Origin of the sequence: uncultured Cellulomonas sp., from assembly GCF_947494015.1 — a bacterium.
Classification (GTDB): domain Bacteria; phylum Actinomycetota; class Actinomycetes; order Actinomycetales; family Cellulomonadaceae; genus Pengzhenrongella.
Window position 1 is genome coordinate 1 of record NZ_CANLTL010000007.1, and the last position, 18,909, is coordinate 18,909.

The following is an 18,909-nucleotide window of genomic DNA, read 5'->3' on the forward strand; positions in this document are numbered from 1 at the left end:
CGCCCCGACGGGTCGGGCGGCGCCGCGGCGGGCGCGCGGTCGGTCACCCGCAGCCGCACGGCGTCGTCGTCGTAGCGGGGGGGGGCCTGCGCCCCCACCCCCGCGGCGGGCGTGGCCGCGGTGGCGGCCGGACGCGTCCGCGCCGCCTGCGCGGCGGCGTCCGCACGCGCCGCCCGCTCGGCGTCCACGGCGTCCTGCCGGGCGCGCTCGACGTCGGCGCTCGTGCTGCGTGCGGCGGCGAGCTGGACGACGAGCGACTCACGCTCGGCCTGGGCGGTGGCGACAGCGGCCCCGGCGGCCCGCTCGGCACGCTCGGCCTCGGCCAGGGCCGCCTGGGCGTCCTGGGCCGCGGCGCGGCTGCGCACGGCGGCGTCGTCGGCGCGCTGCTCGAGGGTGTCGGCCACCAGCCGCGCCGCCCGGAACTGCTGGACCGCGGCGTCCGCGCGGCCGCCGAGCCGGCTGATGGCCGCACTGCGGTCCACCATCTCCTCGAAGCCGTCCGCGGACAGGAACGCCTGGACACCCTCCGCCGAGCCGTTCGACCGGGCCGCGGCGAGCGCGATGCCCACCAGGGTCCGGCGCGCCTCCTCCATCGCCACGTCGGCGTCCCGCAGACGCTCGTCGGCCCGGGCGACGGTGGCCGCAGCCTCGGCCCGCTCCGCGTCGGCGCGCAGGTACGCCTCCGCGGCGGTGCGCGCGGCGACGTCGGCCGCCTCGCGCTCGGCGGACATCCGCGCGAGCTCCACCTCGATGCGGGCCACCGCGCTCTGCCCCTCGCTGACCGCTCGCCGGGCGGCCCGCACCTCGTCGTCGCTCGGGGTGGCGACGGCGGCGGACGGCGCACCCAGCGCGGTCAGCGCACCGACGCACAGGGCGGCGACGGGGACTCGCGTACGTGCTCGGGAGGCCATGTGGGCGTGCTCCTGGACGGTCTGGGAGCGTCCGCGGCCGCGGGCGCCCGAGGAACGCTATCGACTCGCGTCACACAAACAAACACCAGTCACAACATTCACATGAGTCACATGGATGTGATTCGGGAGGGATCGGGACGGACCTGCACGCCTGGGTGGACGGACGGCCGGGCACCGCTCCACGCAGCCCGGACCGCGTCCCGCATGCCGAGACGCGCGTATCACCGTGGCCGTGGCCCTGCGTACTGTCGCGGCCATGTCCTGCCGAATGTGTCGCTGACCGCGCGCACTCGGCTGTGCCCTCGCGGTCGCCCCGAGCCCCTCGCCGGGGCCGCGGCGCCCGGCGACCCGGGCCACCGGCGCGCGTACCTCCCCCACCCACCCGCGCGGGGGGCACGGTCAGCGCGCTGACCTCCTCCCGCGGCCCGTCCCGAGGAGCCCGCCCATGACCACCACCCCCAGCTGGTCGTTCGAGACCCGCCAGATCCACGCCGGCCAGACGCCCGACCCCGGCACCGGCGCCCGCGCCCTGCCGATCTACCAGACGACGTCCTTCGTGTTCCCCGACGCCGGTGTCGCCGCCGACCGGTTCGGGCTGAAGGACCTCGGGCCGATCTACACCCGCATCGGCAACCCGACGGCCGAGGTCGTCGAGAACCGCCTCGCCTCGCTCGAGGGTGGCGTCGGCGCGCTGCTGCTCGCGTCCGGCCAGGCCGCGACGACGTTCGCCATCCTCAACGTGGCCGAGGCCGGGGACCACGTCGTGGCCAGCCCGAGCCTGTACGGCGGCACCTACAACCTGCTGCACCACACCCTGCCGAAGCTCGGTGTGACGACGACCTTCGTCAGCGACCCGCACGACCCGCAGGCCTGGCTCGACGCCGTCCGGCCGAGCACGAAGCTGTTCTTCGCCGAGTCGATCCCCAACCCGCAGGCCGACGTGCTCGACATCACCGCCGTGGCCGACGCCGCCCACGCCTCGGGCGTGCCGCTCGTCGTGGACAACACCGTCGCCACGCCGTACCTGATCCGCCCGATCGAGTTCGGCGCCGACGTCGTGGTCCACTCCGCGACCAAGTACCTCGGCGGGCACGGCACCGCCATCGGCGGGGTGGTCGTCGACGCGGGCACCTTCGACTACGCCCAGCAGCCCGAGCGGTTTCCCGGCTTCAACACCGCCGACCCGAGCTACCACGGCCTGGTGTACGCCCGCGACCTCGGGGTCGGCAGCGCGTTCGGCGCCAACCTGTCCTACATCCTCAAGGCGCGGGTGCAGCTGCTGCGCGACCTGGGCGCGGCCATCTCGCCGTTCAACGCGTTCCTCATCGCCCAGGGGATCGAGACGCTGTCCCTGCGGATGGAGCGCCACGTGGCCAACGCCCAGCGGGTCGCCGAATGGCTCGACGCACGCGACGACGTCCTCGGGGTGCGCTACTCCGGGCTGCCGTCGAGCCCGTGGTACGAGCAGGCGCAGCGGTACGCGCCGCGCGGGGCCGGTGCCGTGCTGGCGTTCGAGGTCGAGGGCGGCAGCGCCGCCGGGCAGGCCTTCGTGTCCGCGCTCGAGCTGCACTCGCACGTCGCGAACATCGGTGACGTGCGGTCGCTGGTCATCCACCCGGCGTCGACCACCCACAGCCAGCTGACCGCCGAGGAGCAGGCGCTGTCGGGGGTGACCCCGGGTCTGGTGCGGCTGGCGGTCGGCCTGGAGCACATCGACGACATCCTGGCCGATCTCGAGGCCGGCTTCCGCGCCGCCAAGGGGGCCTGAGCACCGGTGGTGTCCCGTCCTGCGGCCGGTCCCCCGTCCCCCGCCACGACCGCGCCCCGCCCGGCGGGGGTGGGCGGACCGGGCGGACGGCGGCCCGGCGACCTAGATTGGGCTGCTGTGCCTGCCGAACGTGACGCCTCCGGTGGCCCCGGGGACGCACCCGGGGCCTCCTCCGCGACGACCCGTGCCCTCAGGTCCACCGCTGCACCACCCCGGCGGCACGACGCGGCGCCGGTCCCGGCCAGCGCCGCGTGGCGGGCCGGCGACCCGGTGGGACGCCGGCAGTTCGTCGACGTCGGGCCGCTGGATCTCGAGGCCGGCGGACGGCTGCCCGCCGTCACCCTGGCCTACGAGACGTGGGGCACCCTCGCGCCGGACCGCAGCAACGCCGTCCTCGTCCAGCACGCACTGACCGGCGACTCGCACGTCACCGGCCCGGCAGGCCCGGGGCACCGCACCGCCGGCTGGTGGCAGGACCTCGTCGGCCCCGGACGTCCCATCGACACCGACCGCTGGTTCGTCGTCGCACCCAACGTCCTGGGCGGCTGCCAGGGCTCGACCGGTCCGGCGTCCACCGCACCGGACGGGCGCCCCTGGGGCGGCAGGTTCCCGTACGTCACCGTCCGGGACCAGGTGGCCGCCGAGGCCGCGCTGAGCGACCGCCTGGGGATCGACCGCTGGGCCCTGGTGGTCGGGGCGTCGATGGGCGGGATGCGGGTGCTCGAGTGGGGCGCCATGTTCGGGGGCCGGGTGCGGGCGCTCGCGGCGATCGCGACCACAGCCCAGACGTCCGGGGAGCAGATCGCCTGGGCGCACACGCAGATCGCCGCGATCCGCGCGGACCGCAACTTCGCCGACGGCGACTACTACGACGCGCCGGAGGGCGACGGCCCGCACGTCGGCCTGGGGATCGCCCGGCAGATCGCGCACACCACCTACCGCAGCACGCGCGAGCTCGACGAGCGCTTCGGACGGATCCCGCAGCACGGCGAGCAGACCCTCGGCGGCGGCCGGTTCGCGGTGCAGTCCTACCTCGACCACCACGGCGACAAGCTGGCGCGGCGCTTCGACGCGAACTCCTACGTCGCGCTGACCCGGTCGATCCTCTCCCACGACCTCGGCCGCGACCGGGGCGGCGTGGACGCTGCGCTGGCGGACATCTCCGCGCGCACGCTGGTCGTGGCGGTCGACTCCGACCGGTTGTACCTGCCGGCGCAGTCCGAGCGGATGGCCGCCGGCATCCCCGGCGCGGTGCTGCGGACCATCCACTCCGACTTCGGGCACGACGGCTTCCTCATCGAAGCCGACCAGCTCGGGCCGATCGTCACCGACTTCCTCGCCGAGGGCTGAGCCGGGGCGTCCGGCCGTCACGGCGTAGGTTGGCGGCATGCTCGCCGCCTACGCCGCCCACCTCGACCCGGACCACCCGCTGGACGGCCTCGTCGTCGGGGACCGGCCCGAGCCGGAGCCGCGCGAGCACTGGACGACGGTCGAGGTGCGCGCCGCCTCGCTGAACCACCACGACCTGTGGTCGCTGCGCGGGGTGGGGCTGCGCGCCGGCCAGCTGCCGATGATCCTGGGGACGGATGCGGCGGGCGTGACCCCGGACGGGCGCGAGGTGGTGGTCCACGGCGTCATCGGCGTGACCGGCCACGGCGTGGGTCCGGACGAGACCCGGACGTTGCTGTCCGAGCGCTACCCGGGGACGTTCGCCGAGCGGGTCGCGGTGCCCACCTGGAACCTGCTGCCCAAGCCGGCCGGGCTGTCGTTCACGCAGGCCGCGTGCCTGCCGACGGCCTGGCTGACCGCCTACCGGATGCTGTTCACCAGCGCGGGCGCCAGGCCGGGCGACCGGGTGCTGGTCCAGGGCGCCGGTGGTGGGGTGTCGACCGCGGCGGTCCTGCTGGGCGCCGCCACCGGTCTCGAGGTGCACGTGACCAGCCGGGACGAGGGGAAGCGGAGCCGCGCCCTGGACCTCGGCGCGGCGAGCGCGGTCGAGCCCGGCGACCGGCTGCCGGCCAAGGTCGACGTCGTGCTGGAGACGGTGGGTGCTGCCACCTGGTCGCACTCGGTGCGCTCGGTCCGGCCGGGCGGCACCATCGTCGTCGCGGGCGCGACCTCGGGCGACGCGGCCCCGGCGGAGCTGACGCGGCTCTTCTTTCAGGAGATCCGGGTCCTGGGCGCCACGATGGGGTCGCGTGAGGACCTGGCCGGGCTGCTGCGCCTGCTGGACCGCACCGGCGTCCGCCCGGTCGTGGACCGCGAGGTGCCCCTGCCGCGCGCCCGGGAGGCGTTCGAGCGGCTGGCGGCGGGCAGCCAGTTCGGCAAGGTCGTGCTGGTGCCCGCCTGACGGCCGGCGTCGCGGCCCGGGTCAGCCCGCTGCGGCCGGGTCGGTGGGCGGGTCGGTGGGCGCCGCGTGGTCGACGGCGTCGGCGAGCGCGGGGCCGCCGTCCCCGATGTGCCAGGCGCGCCACCCGTCCAGCGGCGACTCCGCGCCCGCGACCGTCGTCGCGGCGACGTCCGGGTCGGTGAAGACGGTGCCGTCCGGCAGCTGCAGGCGGCCGTCGGGGAGCAGCGCGAGCACGAACCGCTGACCGCGGCGGAGCCGGCGCCACACGAGCGTCGTGGTGCCGCCGAGCACGCCGGCGAGGGAGGTCAGCGCGGGGAGCGGCTCGGTGGGCTCGGGCTCGGTGAGCCCAGACTCGGTGTACTCGGGCTCGGTGGGCTCGGGCTCGGGCTCGGTGGGTGCAGCGTCGGTCTCGTCGGCCGGCGCGGCGTCCGGGTGGACGACCGGCTCCGGGACGGATGTGGCGTCGACCGGCTCGTCGTCCGCGGCGTCGATCGCGTCCGTGGTCGCGTCGTCGTCGGGCTGGGCATCGACGGGCTGGGCATCGACGGGCTGGACGTCGGCGGGCTCGGCCCCGACCGGGCCGACGGGGACGGGCAGCACCGACGGGAAGGTGCCGGTGGGCGCAAGCGCGCCGACCACCCGCTCCCGGTCCGTGCCCGCCCCCGGCTGCCCCGTGCCGTCGACGTCGACGTCGTCGAGGTCCACGTCGTCGGCATCGGCGGCCAGCCGGCGACCGTCGTCGGCGCGCGGGGTGACCACGGGCAGCGCACCGGTGTGCGGCAGGACCCGTAGCGTGGACGGCTCCACCGGCCGGCGGCGCGGCACGTCGGCGACCAGCGGCGAGACCTCGGCGTACCGGCGCCCGTCCGCGCCGCGGACCACCCCGAGCTGGAGCACCTCGATCTGGCGCCCGGGGCCGCGGAGGAACTCGACCGCGTCGACCACGTTCTCGGCGACCTCCGAGCAGAGCACGAACAGGCGCGCACCTCCGTGCCGCGCCGCCGCGTGCGCCCGCGCGACCGGGACGCCCTCACGGAAGGCGACGAGGTCCGTCGCGAAGTCCTCCGGGCCCGACCGGTACGCCCGGGCGAGGTCCACCGAGCTCATCCGGGCCGCCGTGCCGGCGTACCGCAGCGACCGCGTCAGCGTGGCGGTGTCCAGCACCTGCACCACCTCGACGACCACCGGCTGACCCGCCGCGTCGACCGCCAGCAGGTGCGGGGAGTCCGCGCCGGGCTCGCGCACGGCCACCGGGAACAGCGGCTCGCCGAGCAGGCCGACCAGGTGCTCGGCGACGAGGGCGGCGCTGTCGTTGTCGAACGTGCCGGCGGCCGGCCGCATGGGCTGCAGGACCGTCGGTCGGCCGGTGTCGAGCTCGAAGATCGGCATGCAGGTCGCTCCCTCCGGTGCGGGCTCCACCTTCGGCGGTGGCTTCGTGCGGCGTCAACCGGACGTCGACCCGCCGTCGTGCTCGGTGGTGCTGCCGCGCGGTGGTGGTCGCGGCGCGACCGGTCGCGGGCCGGTCAGCCGCCCGCCAGGCGGGCCTCCACCCGGTCGACCTTGCCGGTCAGCTCACCGGTCCGCCCCGGGCGGATGTCCGCCTTGAGCACCAGCGAGACCCGGCCACCGTGCTTCCCGGCGGCCTCCGTGGCGCGCCGGACCACGTCCATGCACTCGTCCCACTCGCCCTCGAGCGTCGTGAACATGGCGTCCGTGCGGTTCGGCAGACCGGACTCGCGGACGACCCGGACGGCGTCGGCCACCGCCTCGGTGACGGACTCACCCGAGCCGAGCGGGGCGACGGAGAAGGCGATGAGCATGGTCCCCACTCTCTCAGACGACGCCCGCACCGCGCGTGGACGGCCGCCGGCCACGGACGCGGCGAGGGCCGCACCGCCCGGCGTCTGCGGACGGTGCGGCCCTCGCCGTGTGCGGGGCGCCGGCGTGCGACGTCAGCCCTTGACCCGCACCTTGATCGGCTTGCAGTCGGTCGTCCCGTGCTGGTTGCCCAGCTCGCACCCGAGGTCGTGCCAGCCCGGCGCGAGCCCGGTGACGTCGATCGTGGCGACCTGCTCCGCCGGCGTGCGGTCCACGAGCTCCTCCGAGCCGATCACCTCACCGTCGACGGTCCAGGTCACGCTGCTCGCGTTCTGCCCGTCGGGGATGCGCACCGTGAGGGTGAACGTCCCGTCCGAGCTGCCGCGCGGGTCGTCGATCGACAGGTGCCCGGCACGCGGCGCGGCCGTCGCCGGGCCGTCCACGCGCTGCCCCGGCCCCGTGTCCTCGCCGGTGTACGCGATGCTCGGCGCCGACGGCGCCTGCATCCCGTGCCCGAGGAAGTACGAGGTGTGCGGGGGCTGGTTGTACGACGTGTTCTGCCACGCCACGCCCAGCCGGTAGACCGGGTCGGACATCAGCGTGCGCAGCCGGTGCTCGGTCACGTCGACCGTGGTCGCGATCCGCAGCGCCGAGGAGTCCTCGAGCCGCGTGACGATCTCCTCGCGCCAGTCACCGAGCAGGTCGGCCTGCAGCGCCGGGTTGCCCTTGGTGTCGTTGCTGGTCAGTGTGCCGGTCGCCCGGTAGATCTCGACCGACTCGGTGGCCTGCGGGTCCCACTTCGAGATCGTCGGGACGCCCGTCCGGGTCGCCTCGTCCCAGTCGTGGTCGGTGACCTCCCGCAGCAGGTCGCCGTCCCACCAGGTGAGGAAGTTGGCCGCCGGGATCCTCTCGGCGATCAGCTCCCCGGTGACCGACCGCAGCTGGCCGACCGGCGAGTTCCACGCCGCGTCGCCACCGACGGCCCAGCCCTCGGCACCGGCGTACCGCGGGTCGATGTCCCCCATCGCGGCCCGCCCGGTGTCCTTCGTCGCCGGGATGGACCACAGGACCTCCCCGGTCGCCGCGTCGCGGAACGTGGCACCGATGCCCTCGGTGGACGGGGCCTCCTCGTGCGCGGCGAACACCTCCAGGCCGGGGCGCGAGGGGTCGAAGTCGGACACGTGCAGCGCGTCCCCGTGACCCAGGCCGGTGTTGTCCAGGGGCGACCCGTCGTCGTCGATCGTCAGCGAGCCGAAGACGATCTCGTCCTTCTGATCCCCGTCGACGTCGGCCACCGAGAACTGGTGGTTGCCCTGACCGGCGTACTCGTCGCCCAGGTCGTTCGAGTCGAACGTCCACCGCCGCGTCAGCGTGCTGCCGTCGAAGTCGTAGGCGGCGAGCACCGTGCGGGTGTAGTAGCCCCGGCTGAACACGACGCTGGGGTGCTCGCCGTCCAGGTACGCGACCCCCGCCAGGAACCGGTCGACCCGGTTGCCGTAGGTGTCACCCCAGTCGCCGACGACGCCACGCCCGGGCGTGTAGTCGACGGTGTCGATCGCGGCGCCGGTGCGACCGTCGAAGACCGTGAGGTACTCCGGACCGGTCAGGACGTAGCCGCCGGAGTTGCGGTGGTCCGCCCGCGGGTCGCCGATGACGACGCCCGCACCGTCCACCGTGCCGTCCGCCGTCTTCATCGTGACCTCGGCGCGGCCGTCGCCGTCCAGGTCGTAGACCTGGAACTGGGTGTAGTGGGCGCCGGCCCGGATGTTGCGACCCAGGTCGATCCGCCACAGCCGGGTGCCGTCCAGCCTGTACGCGTCGACGTACACGGTGCCGGTGTAGGCGGCCCGGGAGTTGTCCTGGGAGTTGGTGGGGTCCCACTTCAGGACGATCTCGTACTGGCCGTCGCCGTCGACGTCGCCGATCGACGCGTCGTTGGCCCGGTAGGAGTACGGCTGCCCGTCCTTGGTCACCCCGTCGGCGGGCTTGTCCAGCGGGACGTCCAGCGTCTGGGAGTCCCAGACCGTGAACTCACCCGTCGCCCACCGCTCGATCCCGTTGACGACCGAGGAGACCCGGTAGGTCGAGCCGGTGTCGCCGCCGTCGTCCAGCAGGTTGGTGCTGGCGGTCAGCGGCTCGGTCGTGATCCGCCCGCCGTCGCGGTAGACGTGGAAGGCGATCGTGTCGGGGTCCAGGCCGAGCATGCGCCAGCCCAGGTAGACCCCGCCGTCCGTCGCCACGGCGACCGGGGAGCGGTCGAGCCGCTCGGCCTGCCGCACGAGGGTGGTGACGGCCGGGGACGTGACGGTCGCGGACGGGTCGGACACCCCACCGGCGTTGACGGACGCGACCGCGTAGACGTACTCGACGGTCGTCAGCACGTCGGTGTCGGTGTACGTCGGCCCGTCGGCGCGGCCCACGAGCCGGAGCTCGCCGGGCGTGCCGTCCGCCCCCGGGTCGGCCCGGAACACCTGGTAGAACAGCGCGCCGTCGACGGCGTCCCAGCCCAGGGTGACGTCGTTCTTGTTCACCGCGTCGAGCGTGAGCCCGGACGGCGAGGCCGCCGGTGCGACGTCGGGGTCGACGGTGGTCAGGGTGACCGCGTTCGACGGGACCGACGCGGTGCCGGCCGGGTCGAGCGCGACGACCGTGTAGGTGTACTCCAGGCCGACGTCGGCGGTGGTGTCCACGAACGAGGTCCCCGCCACGTCGCCGAGCGCCTCGGCCTGCGTCGCCGACGCCGACCGGCGCAGGACGCGGTAGCCGACGGAGTCGTCCGTTCCGGTCCAGCTCAGCGAGACCGCGACCTGCGTGCCGTCGATGCTGATGTCGTCCGCCGCGAGACCGGTCGGCGCGTACTGCAGCGGGGTGATCTCCATCCCGTTGATCCAGCCCTCGAGCACCGCGGTGAGCTGGCCGTCGGTCACCAGCACCGGCTGCAGGATGCGGTCGGCCACGGTGCCGCGACCACCGTTGGCGGCGCCGTAGTCCTTGCCCTCGAGGCTGACGCCCAGGCGGCCCGTGCCCAGCGGGTCGCCGTAGTAGACCTTGACGGCGTACGAGCCGTTCGGCACGTCCACCCGCAGCTCGTTGCCCGGACCGGGCAGCAGGAAGTCACGCTCGAGGTCGGTGGGCACGGGGTCGAAGCCGGTGCCGCGGTCGCGCCCGCCGAGCCCGGTCACGGACGCGAAGCCGTACCCCGCGTCGGCCGTGTACACGGTGGTCTGGTCGATCGGCAGGTACCCCGCCATGGTGGGGTTGCCGGCCAGCTGCAGGTCGAACGCGTACAGCGGCGCCTTCGTCGTGATCTGCACCGGCTGGGACGGGACGGAGTCGCCGCGGCCGTTGACGGCCACGACCCGCAGGTCGTACGCGGTCCCCTGGGTGAGCCCGACGACGCCCGCCTGCGGCAGGGTCGACGTCGTCATCAGCGTCCAGGCGTCGTCGCCAGCGCCGGACGGTCGACCGAAGACCTGGTAGATGTCCGCGCCCTCGACGGCGTCCCAGGTGAGCTGCGCGCCGGCGTTGGACACGCTGCCGGCGACCAGCCCGACCGGCTGGTCCGGCACCTGCGCCGGGGGCTCGACCTGCACGACCTCCTCGGCGAGCGGGATCTCCAGCTCGGCGAGATCGGCCGCGACGAGACGAGCCATCTGGATGGCGCCGTACTCCTGGAAGTGGGTGTCGTCCGTGGTGCCGTTGGGCCGACCGGGGTACACCCCCGCCGGCACGTGCAGGAAGACCGACGTCGCGGCCTCGGGGCCGATCTCGGTCAGGTACGCGCGACTGGAGGCGGACAGGTCCACCAGGGCCGTGCCGGTCTCCTGCGCGAGCGCGGTGGCGGCCTCGACGTACTGCGGGAACGACACGTTCGCCGCACCGGTCGCGGCGTCGAAGGACCGGCGGGACACCGGGGTGACGAGCACCGGGGTGGCTCCGCGCTGGACCGCGCCGTCGACGAAGGTCCGCAGGTACTCGGCGTAGTCACCGGGTGCGGCGTACCGGTCGTCGACGCCATAGCTGTTGTCGTTGTGCCCGAACTGGACCAGGAGGTAGTCGCCCGGCCGGATGCTCAGCAGCACCTCGTCGAGGCGCCCCTGGCTGATGAAGTTCTTCGACGACCGGCCGCCGATGGCCTTGTTCTCGACCGTGACGTCGTCGGAGAGGAACCGGTCGATCATCTGGCCCCAGCCGGCCTGCGGTGCGAAGTCGGCCGTGTAGGTCTGCACCGTGGAGTCACCGGTGACCCACACGGTCGGCTCGGCACCCGCCTCGCGCGGGCTCTTCTGGGTGATCACCAGGGACGCCAGGTTGGCGGCGGTGCCGGCGAGCTCGAGGTTGAGCTGGCCGTCGACGACGGCGATGTCGAACGACATCTCGAGGGTCTGGCCGGCCGCCCTGGTGGTGGGCTGGACCTTGGTCATCTCCTCGGCGACCAGCCCGATGTCGGTCGCGCCCTGCGGGTCGCCCGCGATGAGCGCGACGGCGTAGTCCCCGGCGGGCAGGTCGACGACGAGCTCGGTGTCGCCGACGGTCACGAAGTCGGACCGGGTGGCGTCGGCGGTGCCGCGGTCGGTCGCGGTGACGGCCGAGACGTCGACGAAGCCCGCCCGCGTCTGCGGTGTCCAGGCCGTCGTGGCATCGAGCCGGGTGGCGCCGGGGGCCAGCGCGCCGCTGCCCAGGTCGAAGGACAGCACGCCGTCGTCGGGCAGGACGGGGGCGGCGCCGGTCAGGGTGGAGACGGCGGCCGCCGACGGCGCCGACACACCCGAGGGGTGGCGGGCCTGCACCCGGTAGTAGTGCGCGGTGGAGGTGTCGACGGCGTCGGTCGTGAACACCACGCGCGGCGGCGTCTCGGCGACGACCGTGTAGGGGCCGTCGACGGCGTCCGCGCGGGAGACCACGTACCCGGTCGCGTCGGTCACCTCGTCCCAGCGCAGGGTCACGGCGTCCGACGTGACGTGGGCCATCCGGACGGACTGCGGCGAGGCCAGGGTGGGGACGGGCTGCTCGGGGTCGGGGCCGGGACCGGGCTCGCCGGTCACCGGGGTGATCGCGATCGCGTTGACGTACCCGCCCGCGCCCTCGCCGGTGAGGTCCACGGTGAGCTGTCCGTCGGCGACGGTGGTGCGGAAGGTGGCCTCGGACGTGGCGCGGCGCGCCTGCACGGTCCCCGCCACGACGCCCTCGAGGGTGACCTGGGTCTTCGTCGTGCTCGCGGTGGGGAGCTTGTCCCCGGAGACCACCCGGACGTCGTAGGTGCGGTCGGGCACGTCCACCAGGAACCGCCAGGCGGTCGCCAGGACGAAGTCGTTCGCCACCGCGTCCGCGGGGACGTCGCTCGCGGTGCGGTCGCGCGAGATCGGGTCGACGCCGCCGACCGTCTCGATGCCGAATCCCGCCCCGGCGGTGTACCGGTTGGTGTCCGGGACGCCGGTCCACCCGTCGCCGACGGGGCTGGTGGCGGTGCCGAAGTCGAACTGTCGCACCGGCACGGCGTCGTCGGCGACGGCGGGTGCACCGGCCGCGGCGAGGCCGACGGCTGTGGTGAGGGCGATCAGGGGGACGGCATGCCCCCGAGGTCGTGCTGGCTGCATGGCGTGACACCTTCGTCTCGGCGTTGAGAGGTTCGGTCGGGCCGGTCGACGCGGCGATGAAACGATTCATGCGACGGCGACAGCGTCGTGTCTACCGCGCCGCTGGACCCCCTGGCAAGGGCTTTCCATGGATGGGGTCAACGTGTGCCGTTGAACAAATCCGGCCGGGTCCGGGCCGCCGGGTGGCCCGGACGCTCAGCCGGGGGCGGGCGCCGTCCGGTCCAACGCCGGCAACCGGTCCGCCAGCAGCTCGGCGAGCGCCGTGCCGCGCACGCCCGCGAGCCCTTCGGCCTGCGTCCGGCAGGAGAACCCGTCGGCGAGGAACACGTCCCCCTCCCCCGCCGCCCGCAGCGCCGGCAGCAGGGCGTTCTCGGCGACGGCGACCGACACGTCGTAGTGGCCCTTCTCCATGCCGAAGTTGCCGGCCAGGCCGCAGCAGCCGGCGAGCGTGGTGATCTGCGCGCCGGCCGTCTCCAGCAGCGTGCGGTCGGCGTCGAAGCCCATCACCGAGTACTGGTGGCAGTGCGGCTGGACCACGGCGGTCACGTCGGACAGGTCCGGCACGACCCAGCCGGACGCCGGGTCCGGACCGACGGGCGCCGGGCTGGTGAGCAGCTCGGCGAGGGTCCGGGTCTCGCGGGCGACGGCCACCGCGCGGGGGTCGTCCGGCAGCAGGTCGAGCAGGTCCGAGCGCAGCACCGCGGTGCAGCTCGGCTCGAGCCCGACGATCGGCACGCCGTTGACCGCGTACGGCCCGAGCACCCCGAGCAGGTCGGTCAGCCGGCGGCGTGCACCGTCGAGCTGGCCGGTGCTGATCCAGGTCAGACCGCAGCATGCGCCCTGGTCCGGGACGACGACGTCGTACCCGGCGGCGCGCAGCACCCGGGCCGCGGCCTGGGGGACGCCCGGGGCGAGCGTGTCGCTGAAGGAGTCGACCCACAGCACGACCGGCCGCCGCACGCCGCCGCCGCCGTGGTCGGGGACCGCGCCGTCCCCGGCGGCGGGGGCGACGCCGTCGGCCCCGGCGGCCGCCGCCGCGTCGCGCGGGCTGACCGGGCCTCGTCCGGCGCCTCCGCGGCGCCAGGCGGCGCGGAAGGACCGGCCGAACCGCGGGATCGTGCGGCGGGTGTCCATGCCCCCGGCCGCGAGCACGACCTTCGCCAGTGGCCGCACGCCGAGCAGCGCGTTCACCACGCCCGGGGCCAGCGCGGCGATCCTCGCCCAGCGCGGCAGCCAGCCCAGCGCGTAGTGGTTCACCGGGCGCAGCCGGCGCCGGTAGGTGCGGTGCAGCACCTCGGCCTTGTACTGCGCCATGTCGACCCCGGCGGGGCAGTCGCTCGAGCAGGCCTTGCAGCTCAGGCACAGGTCCAGGACCTCGTGCACCTCCGCCGACCGGAACCCGCGGGCCACCAGCGTGCCGTTGGCCATCTCCTGCAGCACGCGCGCCCGCCCGCGGGTGGAGTCCTTCTCGTCGCGCGTGGCCAGGTAGGACGGGCACATGAACCCGCCGGTCGCCCCGGTGTCGGCGCGGCATTTGCCCACCCCGACGCACCGGTGCACCGCGGTGGTGAAGTCCCCGGCGTCGTGGCGGTACGCGAAGCCGCCGTCGGCGGCGATCGGCAGCGCGGCGGGGCGGCGCAGGTCGGCGTCGAGCGGGCGCGGGCGCACGACGACGCCCGGGTTGAGCACGTCGGCCGGGTCGAGCAGGTGCTTGAAGCCCTCGAACATCGCGATCGCGTCCGGGGAGTACATCAGCGGCAGCAGCTCCCCGCGGGCCCGGCCGTCGCCGTGCTCGCCGGACATCGAGCCGCCGTGCGACGCGACCAGTCGGCCGGCGTCCATCATGAACGCGCGCAGCGGGGTGCCGGAGCGCTCCATCGGGATGTCGAGGCGCAGGTGCACGCACCCGTCGCCGAAGTGGCCGTACGCCAGGCCGTCGACGCCGTGGGAGGCCATCAGCGCCTCCAGGTCGCGCAGGTACGCGCCCAGCCGCTCGGGCGGCACCGCGGAGTCCTCGAAGCCCGGCCACGCCTGCTCCCCCGACGGCGTCCGGCCGCCGAGCCCCGCGCCGTCCTCCCGGATGCGCCACATCGCGCGCGCCTGCGGCCCCGGGGGGAACACGCCGACGGCACGCGTGCCGGCGTCGGCGGCGAGCGCGTGCGCCCGGGCCACCGCCTCGTCCAGGTCGTCCCCGCCGACCTCGACCATGAGCCAGCCGGCCCCCTCGGGCAGCGGCGGCACGGCGGCGGCTCCCCTCAGCCGGCGCACGACGTCGACGAGCCGCGCGTCCATCCCCTCGATGGCGAGCGGCCGGTGCGCGAGCAGCGCCGGGACGGCGTCGGCTGCGGTGGGCATATCGGGGTAGCCGAGCACCACGAGGACCGGGGCGGACGGGACCGGGACGAGGCGGACGGTCGCGCCCAGGATGGTCACCACGGTGCCCTCGGTGCCGACCAGCGCCTTGGCCAGGTCGGACCCGTTCTCGGGCAGCAGGTGCTCGAGCGAGTAGCCGGACACCTGCCGGCCGAACCGGCCGAGCTCGGTGCGGATGGTGCCGAGGTTGGCCCGCACCAGCTCGGGGAGCCCGGGGACGACCTCCAAGCCCCTGCCCGCGGTGAACCGCCGGCCGGTGCCGTCGACGACGTCGAGCTCGAGGACGTTGTCCGCCGTGCGCCCGTAGGCCACCGCGCGCGGGCCGCACGCGTTGTTGCCGATCATCCCGCCGAGGGTCGCGCGGGCCTGGGTGGAGGGGTCGGGGCCGAAGCGCAGACCGTGCGGTGCGGCGGCGCGCTGGAGGCTCGACATGATCACGCCCGGCTCGATGCGGGCGGTCCGCGCCTCGGGGTCGATCTCGAGGATGCGTCCCAGGTTGCGGGACAGGTCCAGCACCAGGCCGGGGCCGACGGCGTTGCCCGCCACCGAGGTGCCGCCCCCGCGGGTCGTGATCGGCACGCCGGCGTCCCGGGCGACCGCGAGCGCCGCCAGGACGTCGTCGGGGTCCTGCGGGAAGGCCACCACCTGCGGGACGACCCGGTAGTTCGAGGCGTCGGTGGAGTACTCCGCGCGGCGCCGGGTGGAGTCGTCGACGGCGCCGCGCATCGCGCCGCGCAGGGCGGCCACCAGGTCGCGGCGGTCGTCGGCGGCCGGGTCCGGCGAGGGGCGAGGGGTGCTCACGAGCGACACGGGTTCAGTGTCCCACCGCCGCCCGAGCCCCCGTGCACCCGCGCGCGCCCGCGCCCGCGCACCCCGCGCCCCGCACCCCGCGCCGAGTGTGACGTCGTGGACCCTTCGCGGTCCGGGAAGGGTCCACGACGTCGCACTTGGCGGGGTGGGGATCAGTCGAGGGCGGCGTCGAGGGTGATCGTGGTGCCGGCGAGCGCCTTGCTGACCGGGCACGTCTCCTTGGCCGTCTGCGCGGCCTGCACGAACCCGTCGGCGTCGAGGCCGTCGACCTCACCGCGCACGACGACCGTGACCTCCGAGATGCGGAAGCCGCCGGCCGGGTCCGGCGCGAGGGTCACGTCGTCGGTCACCTCGAGCGAGATCGGTGTGCCACCGGCCTCGGCGATGACGGCGGACAGCTGCATCGCGAAGCACGAGGAGTGCGCGGCCGCGATGAGCTCCTCCGGGCTGGTGGTGCCACCGGCGTCGTCGGCGGTGCGCTTGGGGAAGGACACGTCGTACGTGCCGACGCCGGAGCTCGTCAGCTCGACCTGGCCGCCGCCCTCGTTGAGCGTGCCGTTCCAGGCGGTACGTGCGGTACGGGTGGGCATGGGTGCTCCCTCGGTCGTGGGTGGGGCGCCCGTCCGGCGCCCGACCCCAACCTAGGTCGGCGGGCACCGGCCCGCAGCAGCGACCGTGCCGCCGGGACTCAGCCCGTGTACTCCCAGTGCCACGCCTCGGGCTTCGAGCCGCCGGCCCGCGCCCACTCCGGCAGCACCCAGCCGTACTGGCCCGCGTTCTCGGCCATCCAGCGGTGCTGGCGCGTGCCGAACGTCTGCACCCCGCCGGCGAGGTCGACGGCGACCCCGCGGCCGTGGTTGGACGTGCCCGGCGTGGCGCACAGGTAGCCCTTGACCCGACGGCACGCGACCTGCGCGGCGTAGGAGCGGTAGGAGTCGCTGATCGTCAGGGAGGTGCCGAACTGCGCGCGGTAGGCGGCGTCGAGGGCGGTGAGCGCCTCGGCGGCGTCGCACCGCAGCTGGTGACCGCCGCCGCCCGGCAGGTCGCACAGCGCCTCGGCCGGGACCCGGCCATTGGCGTAGGCGTCGAGCGAGGCACGCTGCGCGGCCTTCTCGGCCGCCTCGGCGGCGACCCGGGCCGCCTCCTGCGCCGCGGCCTCGGCCGCAGCTGCCTCGGCGGCCTGCTGCGCAGCGAGGTTCGCGTCCGCGGTCGCCTGCACCTGGGCGGCGACCTCGGTCACGCGCGCCACGGCGGCCAGGATCTCGGCGGACAGCTCGTCGTCCGGCTGCGCGTCGTCGGCCGGGACGGGCGTGCCGGTGGCGTCGTCCACGCCGCCGTCGGCGACGTCGGCCGTCGCGGGCTCCGCGGCGTCGTCCGCGGCGCCGGCCTCGACCTGGTCGGCGACCTCGGGGTCGACCCCGGTGGGCGCGTCCGCGGGGACGTCCGGGGCGGCGGCGTCGTCGGACGCCGTGGTCAGCGAGTCACGCGCGGCGGTCGACCGGGAGGCACGGGGGGCGCGCTCGACCACCGGGTCGCTCGTCTGCGGGGCGGCGGCCTCGGCGGTGGCGGCGGGGTCGTCGGACGACGCCTGCCCGGAGGCGGCCTCGCCGGACGACGACTCCTCGGACGACGACTGGTCGGTCGGCGCAGGGGGGATCTGCGTCGGCGTCGCGGCGGAGTCGACACCGGTCGTGTCGGCGTCCTCACCCGGCAGCGGCGGCAGCGGCGCCCGCGGGACCTCGACCAGCAGCTCGTTGAGCTCCTCGACCGCCTGCTCCAGGGGCGCGAGGTCGGCCTCGGCGACGGAGGTCGCGGCCACCGTCTGCACGGCGGTGGCGTCGGCGATCGCGTCCTGCGCGGTGGCCACGGCGCGCTCGCGCTCGGCGGCGACGTCGGCACGGGCCTGCTCGGCGGCGGCCAGGGCCTGGGCCTCGCGGTCGGCGACGACGGCACGCTGGGTCGCGGACTCGGCGACCGTGTAGCCGCCCAGGCTCACGGCCAGGGCGAGAACCAGACCGCCCTTGATGGCCAGGCCGGGGATCATCACGCGGGGACGGCGGCGTGCCGGCGCGGCAGCGGCGCGGTGCCGGCCTCCGGACGTTCGCCGTGAAGTCGGCATCCTGTCACTCACGCGCAACACGTTACGTGACGTCGTTACGCTTCCGTAACACTGCTTCCCTGTGCCCTGCATCACCTCACGCCTGTGTCACGCAAGCGCGACAGGTGGCCTACTCTCACGTCGTGGACCTCGACCCTGCGCCGTCGGGGCTGCCTGCGGCACCGTCGCCGTCGCGCGGCCTGGACGACCTGTACGACATCGGACGCCTCGCCGACCGCCTCGGGGTCGAGCACGCGACCATCCGCGTCTGGCTGTCCCGCAAGGTGCCCTGGCTGCCCCCGCCGGACGGCCGGCTCAACGGTGGCGCGGTGTGGCGGGCGACGACGCTCGAGGGCATCGAGGAGCGCCGCGCCCCGGGGCGCCCCGGTCCCAAGCGCCACGTCACCGAGCCCATCGCCTGACATCACCGGCCCGTCCGTGGGCAGCGGGCGCGCCCGGGCGATCGCGCCACCGCGCCGGGCCACCGGCCGGCACGGCGACCTACCCTGGTCCTCCCGGGCGCCCGACGCCCGGGCACCGGACGGTGGAGGTGCGCGATGACGGGTGCTGCCCAGCCGGACGACGTCGCCGCGGCGATGGCCTCGCTCGACCGCCGCGCCTTCCTGCCGCCGGACCAGCACGCGCACGCGCACGAGGACCGTCCGCTGCCGATCGGGCTCGGCCAGACCTGCTCGCAGCCCGCGACCGTGGCCGCCATGCTGCGCCTGCTCGACGTCCGGCCGGGGGCCCGCGTGCTCGACGTCGGCGCCGGCTCGGGGTGGACGACGGCGATCCTCGCCCGGCTGGTGGGACCGCACGGCAGCGTCCTCGGGGTCGAGCTCGAGCCCGAGCTCGCCGACCGCGCCGCGCGCAGCCTGGCCGGCTGCGGGACGCCGTGGGCGCAGGTGCTGCCCGCCCAGCCCGGCGTGCTGGGGTGGCCCCGGCCGGGCGGGTACGACCGCATCCTGTGCTCGGCATCGCCCAGCGCCCTGCCGGACGCCCTCGTCGACCAGCTCGCCGACGGCGGCCGACTGGTCATCCCGGTCGGCGAGGAGATGTGGCTGGTGGTGCGCGACGGCGACCGGGTGCGCCGGTCGACGCACGGGCGCTACCGCTTCGTCCCGCTGCGCGGGCGTCCCGGGGGGACCTGACCGTGCGCCGCCACGTTCACCCGGGGCCGTGTG

The 18,909-nt window shown here is 75.4% G+C and carries 11 protein-coding genes and 1 pseudogene; 5 read left to right on the plus strand and 7 right to left on the minus strand.

What is annotated here, in order from left to right; translation table 11 throughout:
• Positions 1 to 911: pseudogene (locus Q0840_RS09385) on the minus strand (glycoside hydrolase); the annotation flags it as partial.
• A 445-nt stretch (positions 912 to 1,356) separates the two neighbouring features.
• Between Q0840_RS09385 and Q0840_RS09390 the strand changes: the two are divergent.
• The 3 genes from Q0840_RS09390 (at position 1,357) to Q0840_RS09400 (ending at position 5,029) form a co-directional block, all read left to right on the plus strand.
• Positions 1,357 to 2,679, plus strand: a complete 1,323-nt coding sequence (locus tag Q0840_RS09390; protein ID WP_298459097.1) for a bifunctional o-acetylhomoserine/o-acetylserine sulfhydrylase — start codon at positions 1,357 to 1,359, stop codon at positions 2,677 to 2,679.
• A gap of 117 nt (positions 2,680 to 2,796) precedes the next feature.
• Positions 2,797 to 4,029 carry a homoserine O-acetyltransferase gene (locus Q0840_RS09395; protein ID WP_298459099.1) on the plus strand — a complete coding sequence of 411 codons (1,233 nt, stop codon included), beginning with the start codon at positions 2,797 to 2,799 and terminating at the stop codon, positions 4,027 to 4,029.
• Between the two features lie 37 nt (positions 4,030 to 4,066).
• Positions 4,067 to 5,029 carry a zinc-binding dehydrogenase gene (locus Q0840_RS09400; RefSeq protein ID WP_298459101.1) on the plus strand — a complete coding sequence of 321 codons (963 nt, stop codon included), beginning with the start codon at positions 4,067 to 4,069 and terminating at the stop codon, positions 5,027 to 5,029.
• A 21-nt stretch (positions 5,030 to 5,050) separates the two neighbouring features.
• Here the strand turns inward: Q0840_RS09400 and Q0840_RS09405 are convergent, their stop codons facing one another.
• The 6 genes from Q0840_RS09405 to Q0840_RS09430 all read right to left on the minus strand — a co-directional run bounded on the left by Q0840_RS09405 (position 5,051) and on the right by Q0840_RS09430 (position 17,671).
• Positions 5,051 to 6,418 (minus strand): hypothetical protein, encoded by a 1,368-nt coding sequence (locus Q0840_RS09405; protein WP_298459102.1) that lies wholly within the window; start codon positions 6,416 to 6,418, stop codon positions 5,051 to 5,053.
• A gap of 134 nt (positions 6,419 to 6,552) precedes the next feature.
• On the minus strand, positions 6,553 to 6,849 hold the full coding sequence (locus Q0840_RS09410) for a thiamine-binding protein (protein WP_298459104.1): 297 nt from the start codon (positions 6,847 to 6,849) through the stop codon (positions 6,553 to 6,555).
• Positions 6,850 to 6,981: 132 nt separating this feature from the next.
• On the minus strand, positions 6,982 to 12,444 hold the full coding sequence (locus Q0840_RS09415) for a fibronectin type III domain-containing protein (RefSeq protein WP_298459105.1): 5,463 nt from the start codon (positions 12,442 to 12,444) through the stop codon (positions 6,982 to 6,984).
• A 195-nt stretch (positions 12,445 to 12,639) separates the two neighbouring features.
• On the minus strand, positions 12,640 to 15,543 hold the full coding sequence (locus Q0840_RS09420; RefSeq protein ID WP_298459355.1) for an FAD-binding and (Fe-S)-binding domain-containing protein: 2,904 nt from the start codon (positions 15,541 to 15,543) through the stop codon (positions 12,640 to 12,642).
• A gap of 236 nt (positions 15,544 to 15,779) precedes the next feature.
• The gene (locus Q0840_RS09425; protein ID WP_298459107.1) at positions 15,780 to 16,217 is read right to left on the minus strand and encodes an OsmC family peroxiredoxin; all 438 of its coding nucleotides are present in this window, start codon (positions 16,215 to 16,217) and stop codon (positions 15,780 to 15,782) included.
• Positions 16,218 to 16,315: 98 nt separating this feature from the next.
• Entirely contained in the window at positions 16,316 to 17,671 is a 1,356-nt protein-coding gene (locus Q0840_RS09430) for a D-alanyl-D-alanine carboxypeptidase family protein (RefSeq protein ID WP_298459356.1), read from the minus strand.
• Between the two features lie 197 nt (positions 17,672 to 17,868).
• Here Q0840_RS09430 and Q0840_RS09435 point away from each other — a divergent pair, with 197 nt between their 5' ends.
• Both Q0840_RS09435 and Q0840_RS09440 read left to right on the plus strand, forming a co-directional pair.
• Entirely contained in the window at positions 17,869 to 18,147 is a 279-nt protein-coding gene (locus tag Q0840_RS09435; protein ID WP_298459109.1) for a hypothetical protein, read from the plus strand.
• A gap of 135 nt (positions 18,148 to 18,282) precedes the next feature.
• Positions 18,283 to 18,876 (plus strand): protein-L-isoaspartate O-methyltransferase, encoded by a 594-nt coding sequence (locus Q0840_RS09440; protein WP_298459111.1) that lies wholly within the window; start codon positions 18,283 to 18,285, stop codon positions 18,874 to 18,876.
• Positions 18,877 to 18,909 lie beyond the last annotated feature (33 nt).

Excerpts from the sequence above, each read along its gene's own strand:
- Q0840_RS09425 (WP_298459107.1), bottom strand. The coding sequence starts at position 16,217 with ATGCCCACCCGTACCGCACGTACCGCCTGGAACGGCACGCTCAACGAG.
- Q0840_RS09405 (WP_298459102.1), bottom strand. The coding sequence starts at position 6,418 with ATGCCGATCTTCGAGCTCGACACCGGCCGACCGACGGTCCTGCAGCCC.
- Q0840_RS09400 (WP_298459101.1), top strand. The coding sequence starts at position 4,067 with ATGCTCGCCGCCTACGCCGCCCACCTCGACCCGGACCACCCGCTGGAC.
- Q0840_RS09430 (WP_298459356.1), bottom strand. The coding sequence starts at position 17,671 with ATGATCCCCGGCCTGGCCATCAAGGGCGGTCTGGTTCTCGCCCTGGCC.
- Q0840_RS09440 (WP_298459111.1), top strand. The coding sequence starts at position 18,283 with ATGACGGGTGCTGCCCAGCCGGACGACGTCGCCGCGGCGATGGCCTCG.
- Q0840_RS09410 (WP_298459104.1), bottom strand. The coding sequence starts at position 6,849 with ATGCTCATCGCCTTCTCCGTCGCCCCGCTCGGCTCGGGTGAGTCCGTC.
- Q0840_RS09415 (WP_298459105.1), bottom strand. The coding sequence starts at position 12,444 with ATGCAGCCAGCACGACCTCGGGGGCATGCCGTCCCCCTGATCGCCCTC.
- Q0840_RS09390 (WP_298459097.1), top strand. The coding sequence starts at position 1,357 with ATGACCACCACCCCCAGCTGGTCGTTCGAGACCCGCCAGATCCACGCC.
- Q0840_RS09420 (WP_298459355.1), bottom strand. The coding sequence starts at position 15,543 with ATGCGCGGCGCCGTCGACGACTCCACCCGGCGCCGCGCGGAGTACTCC.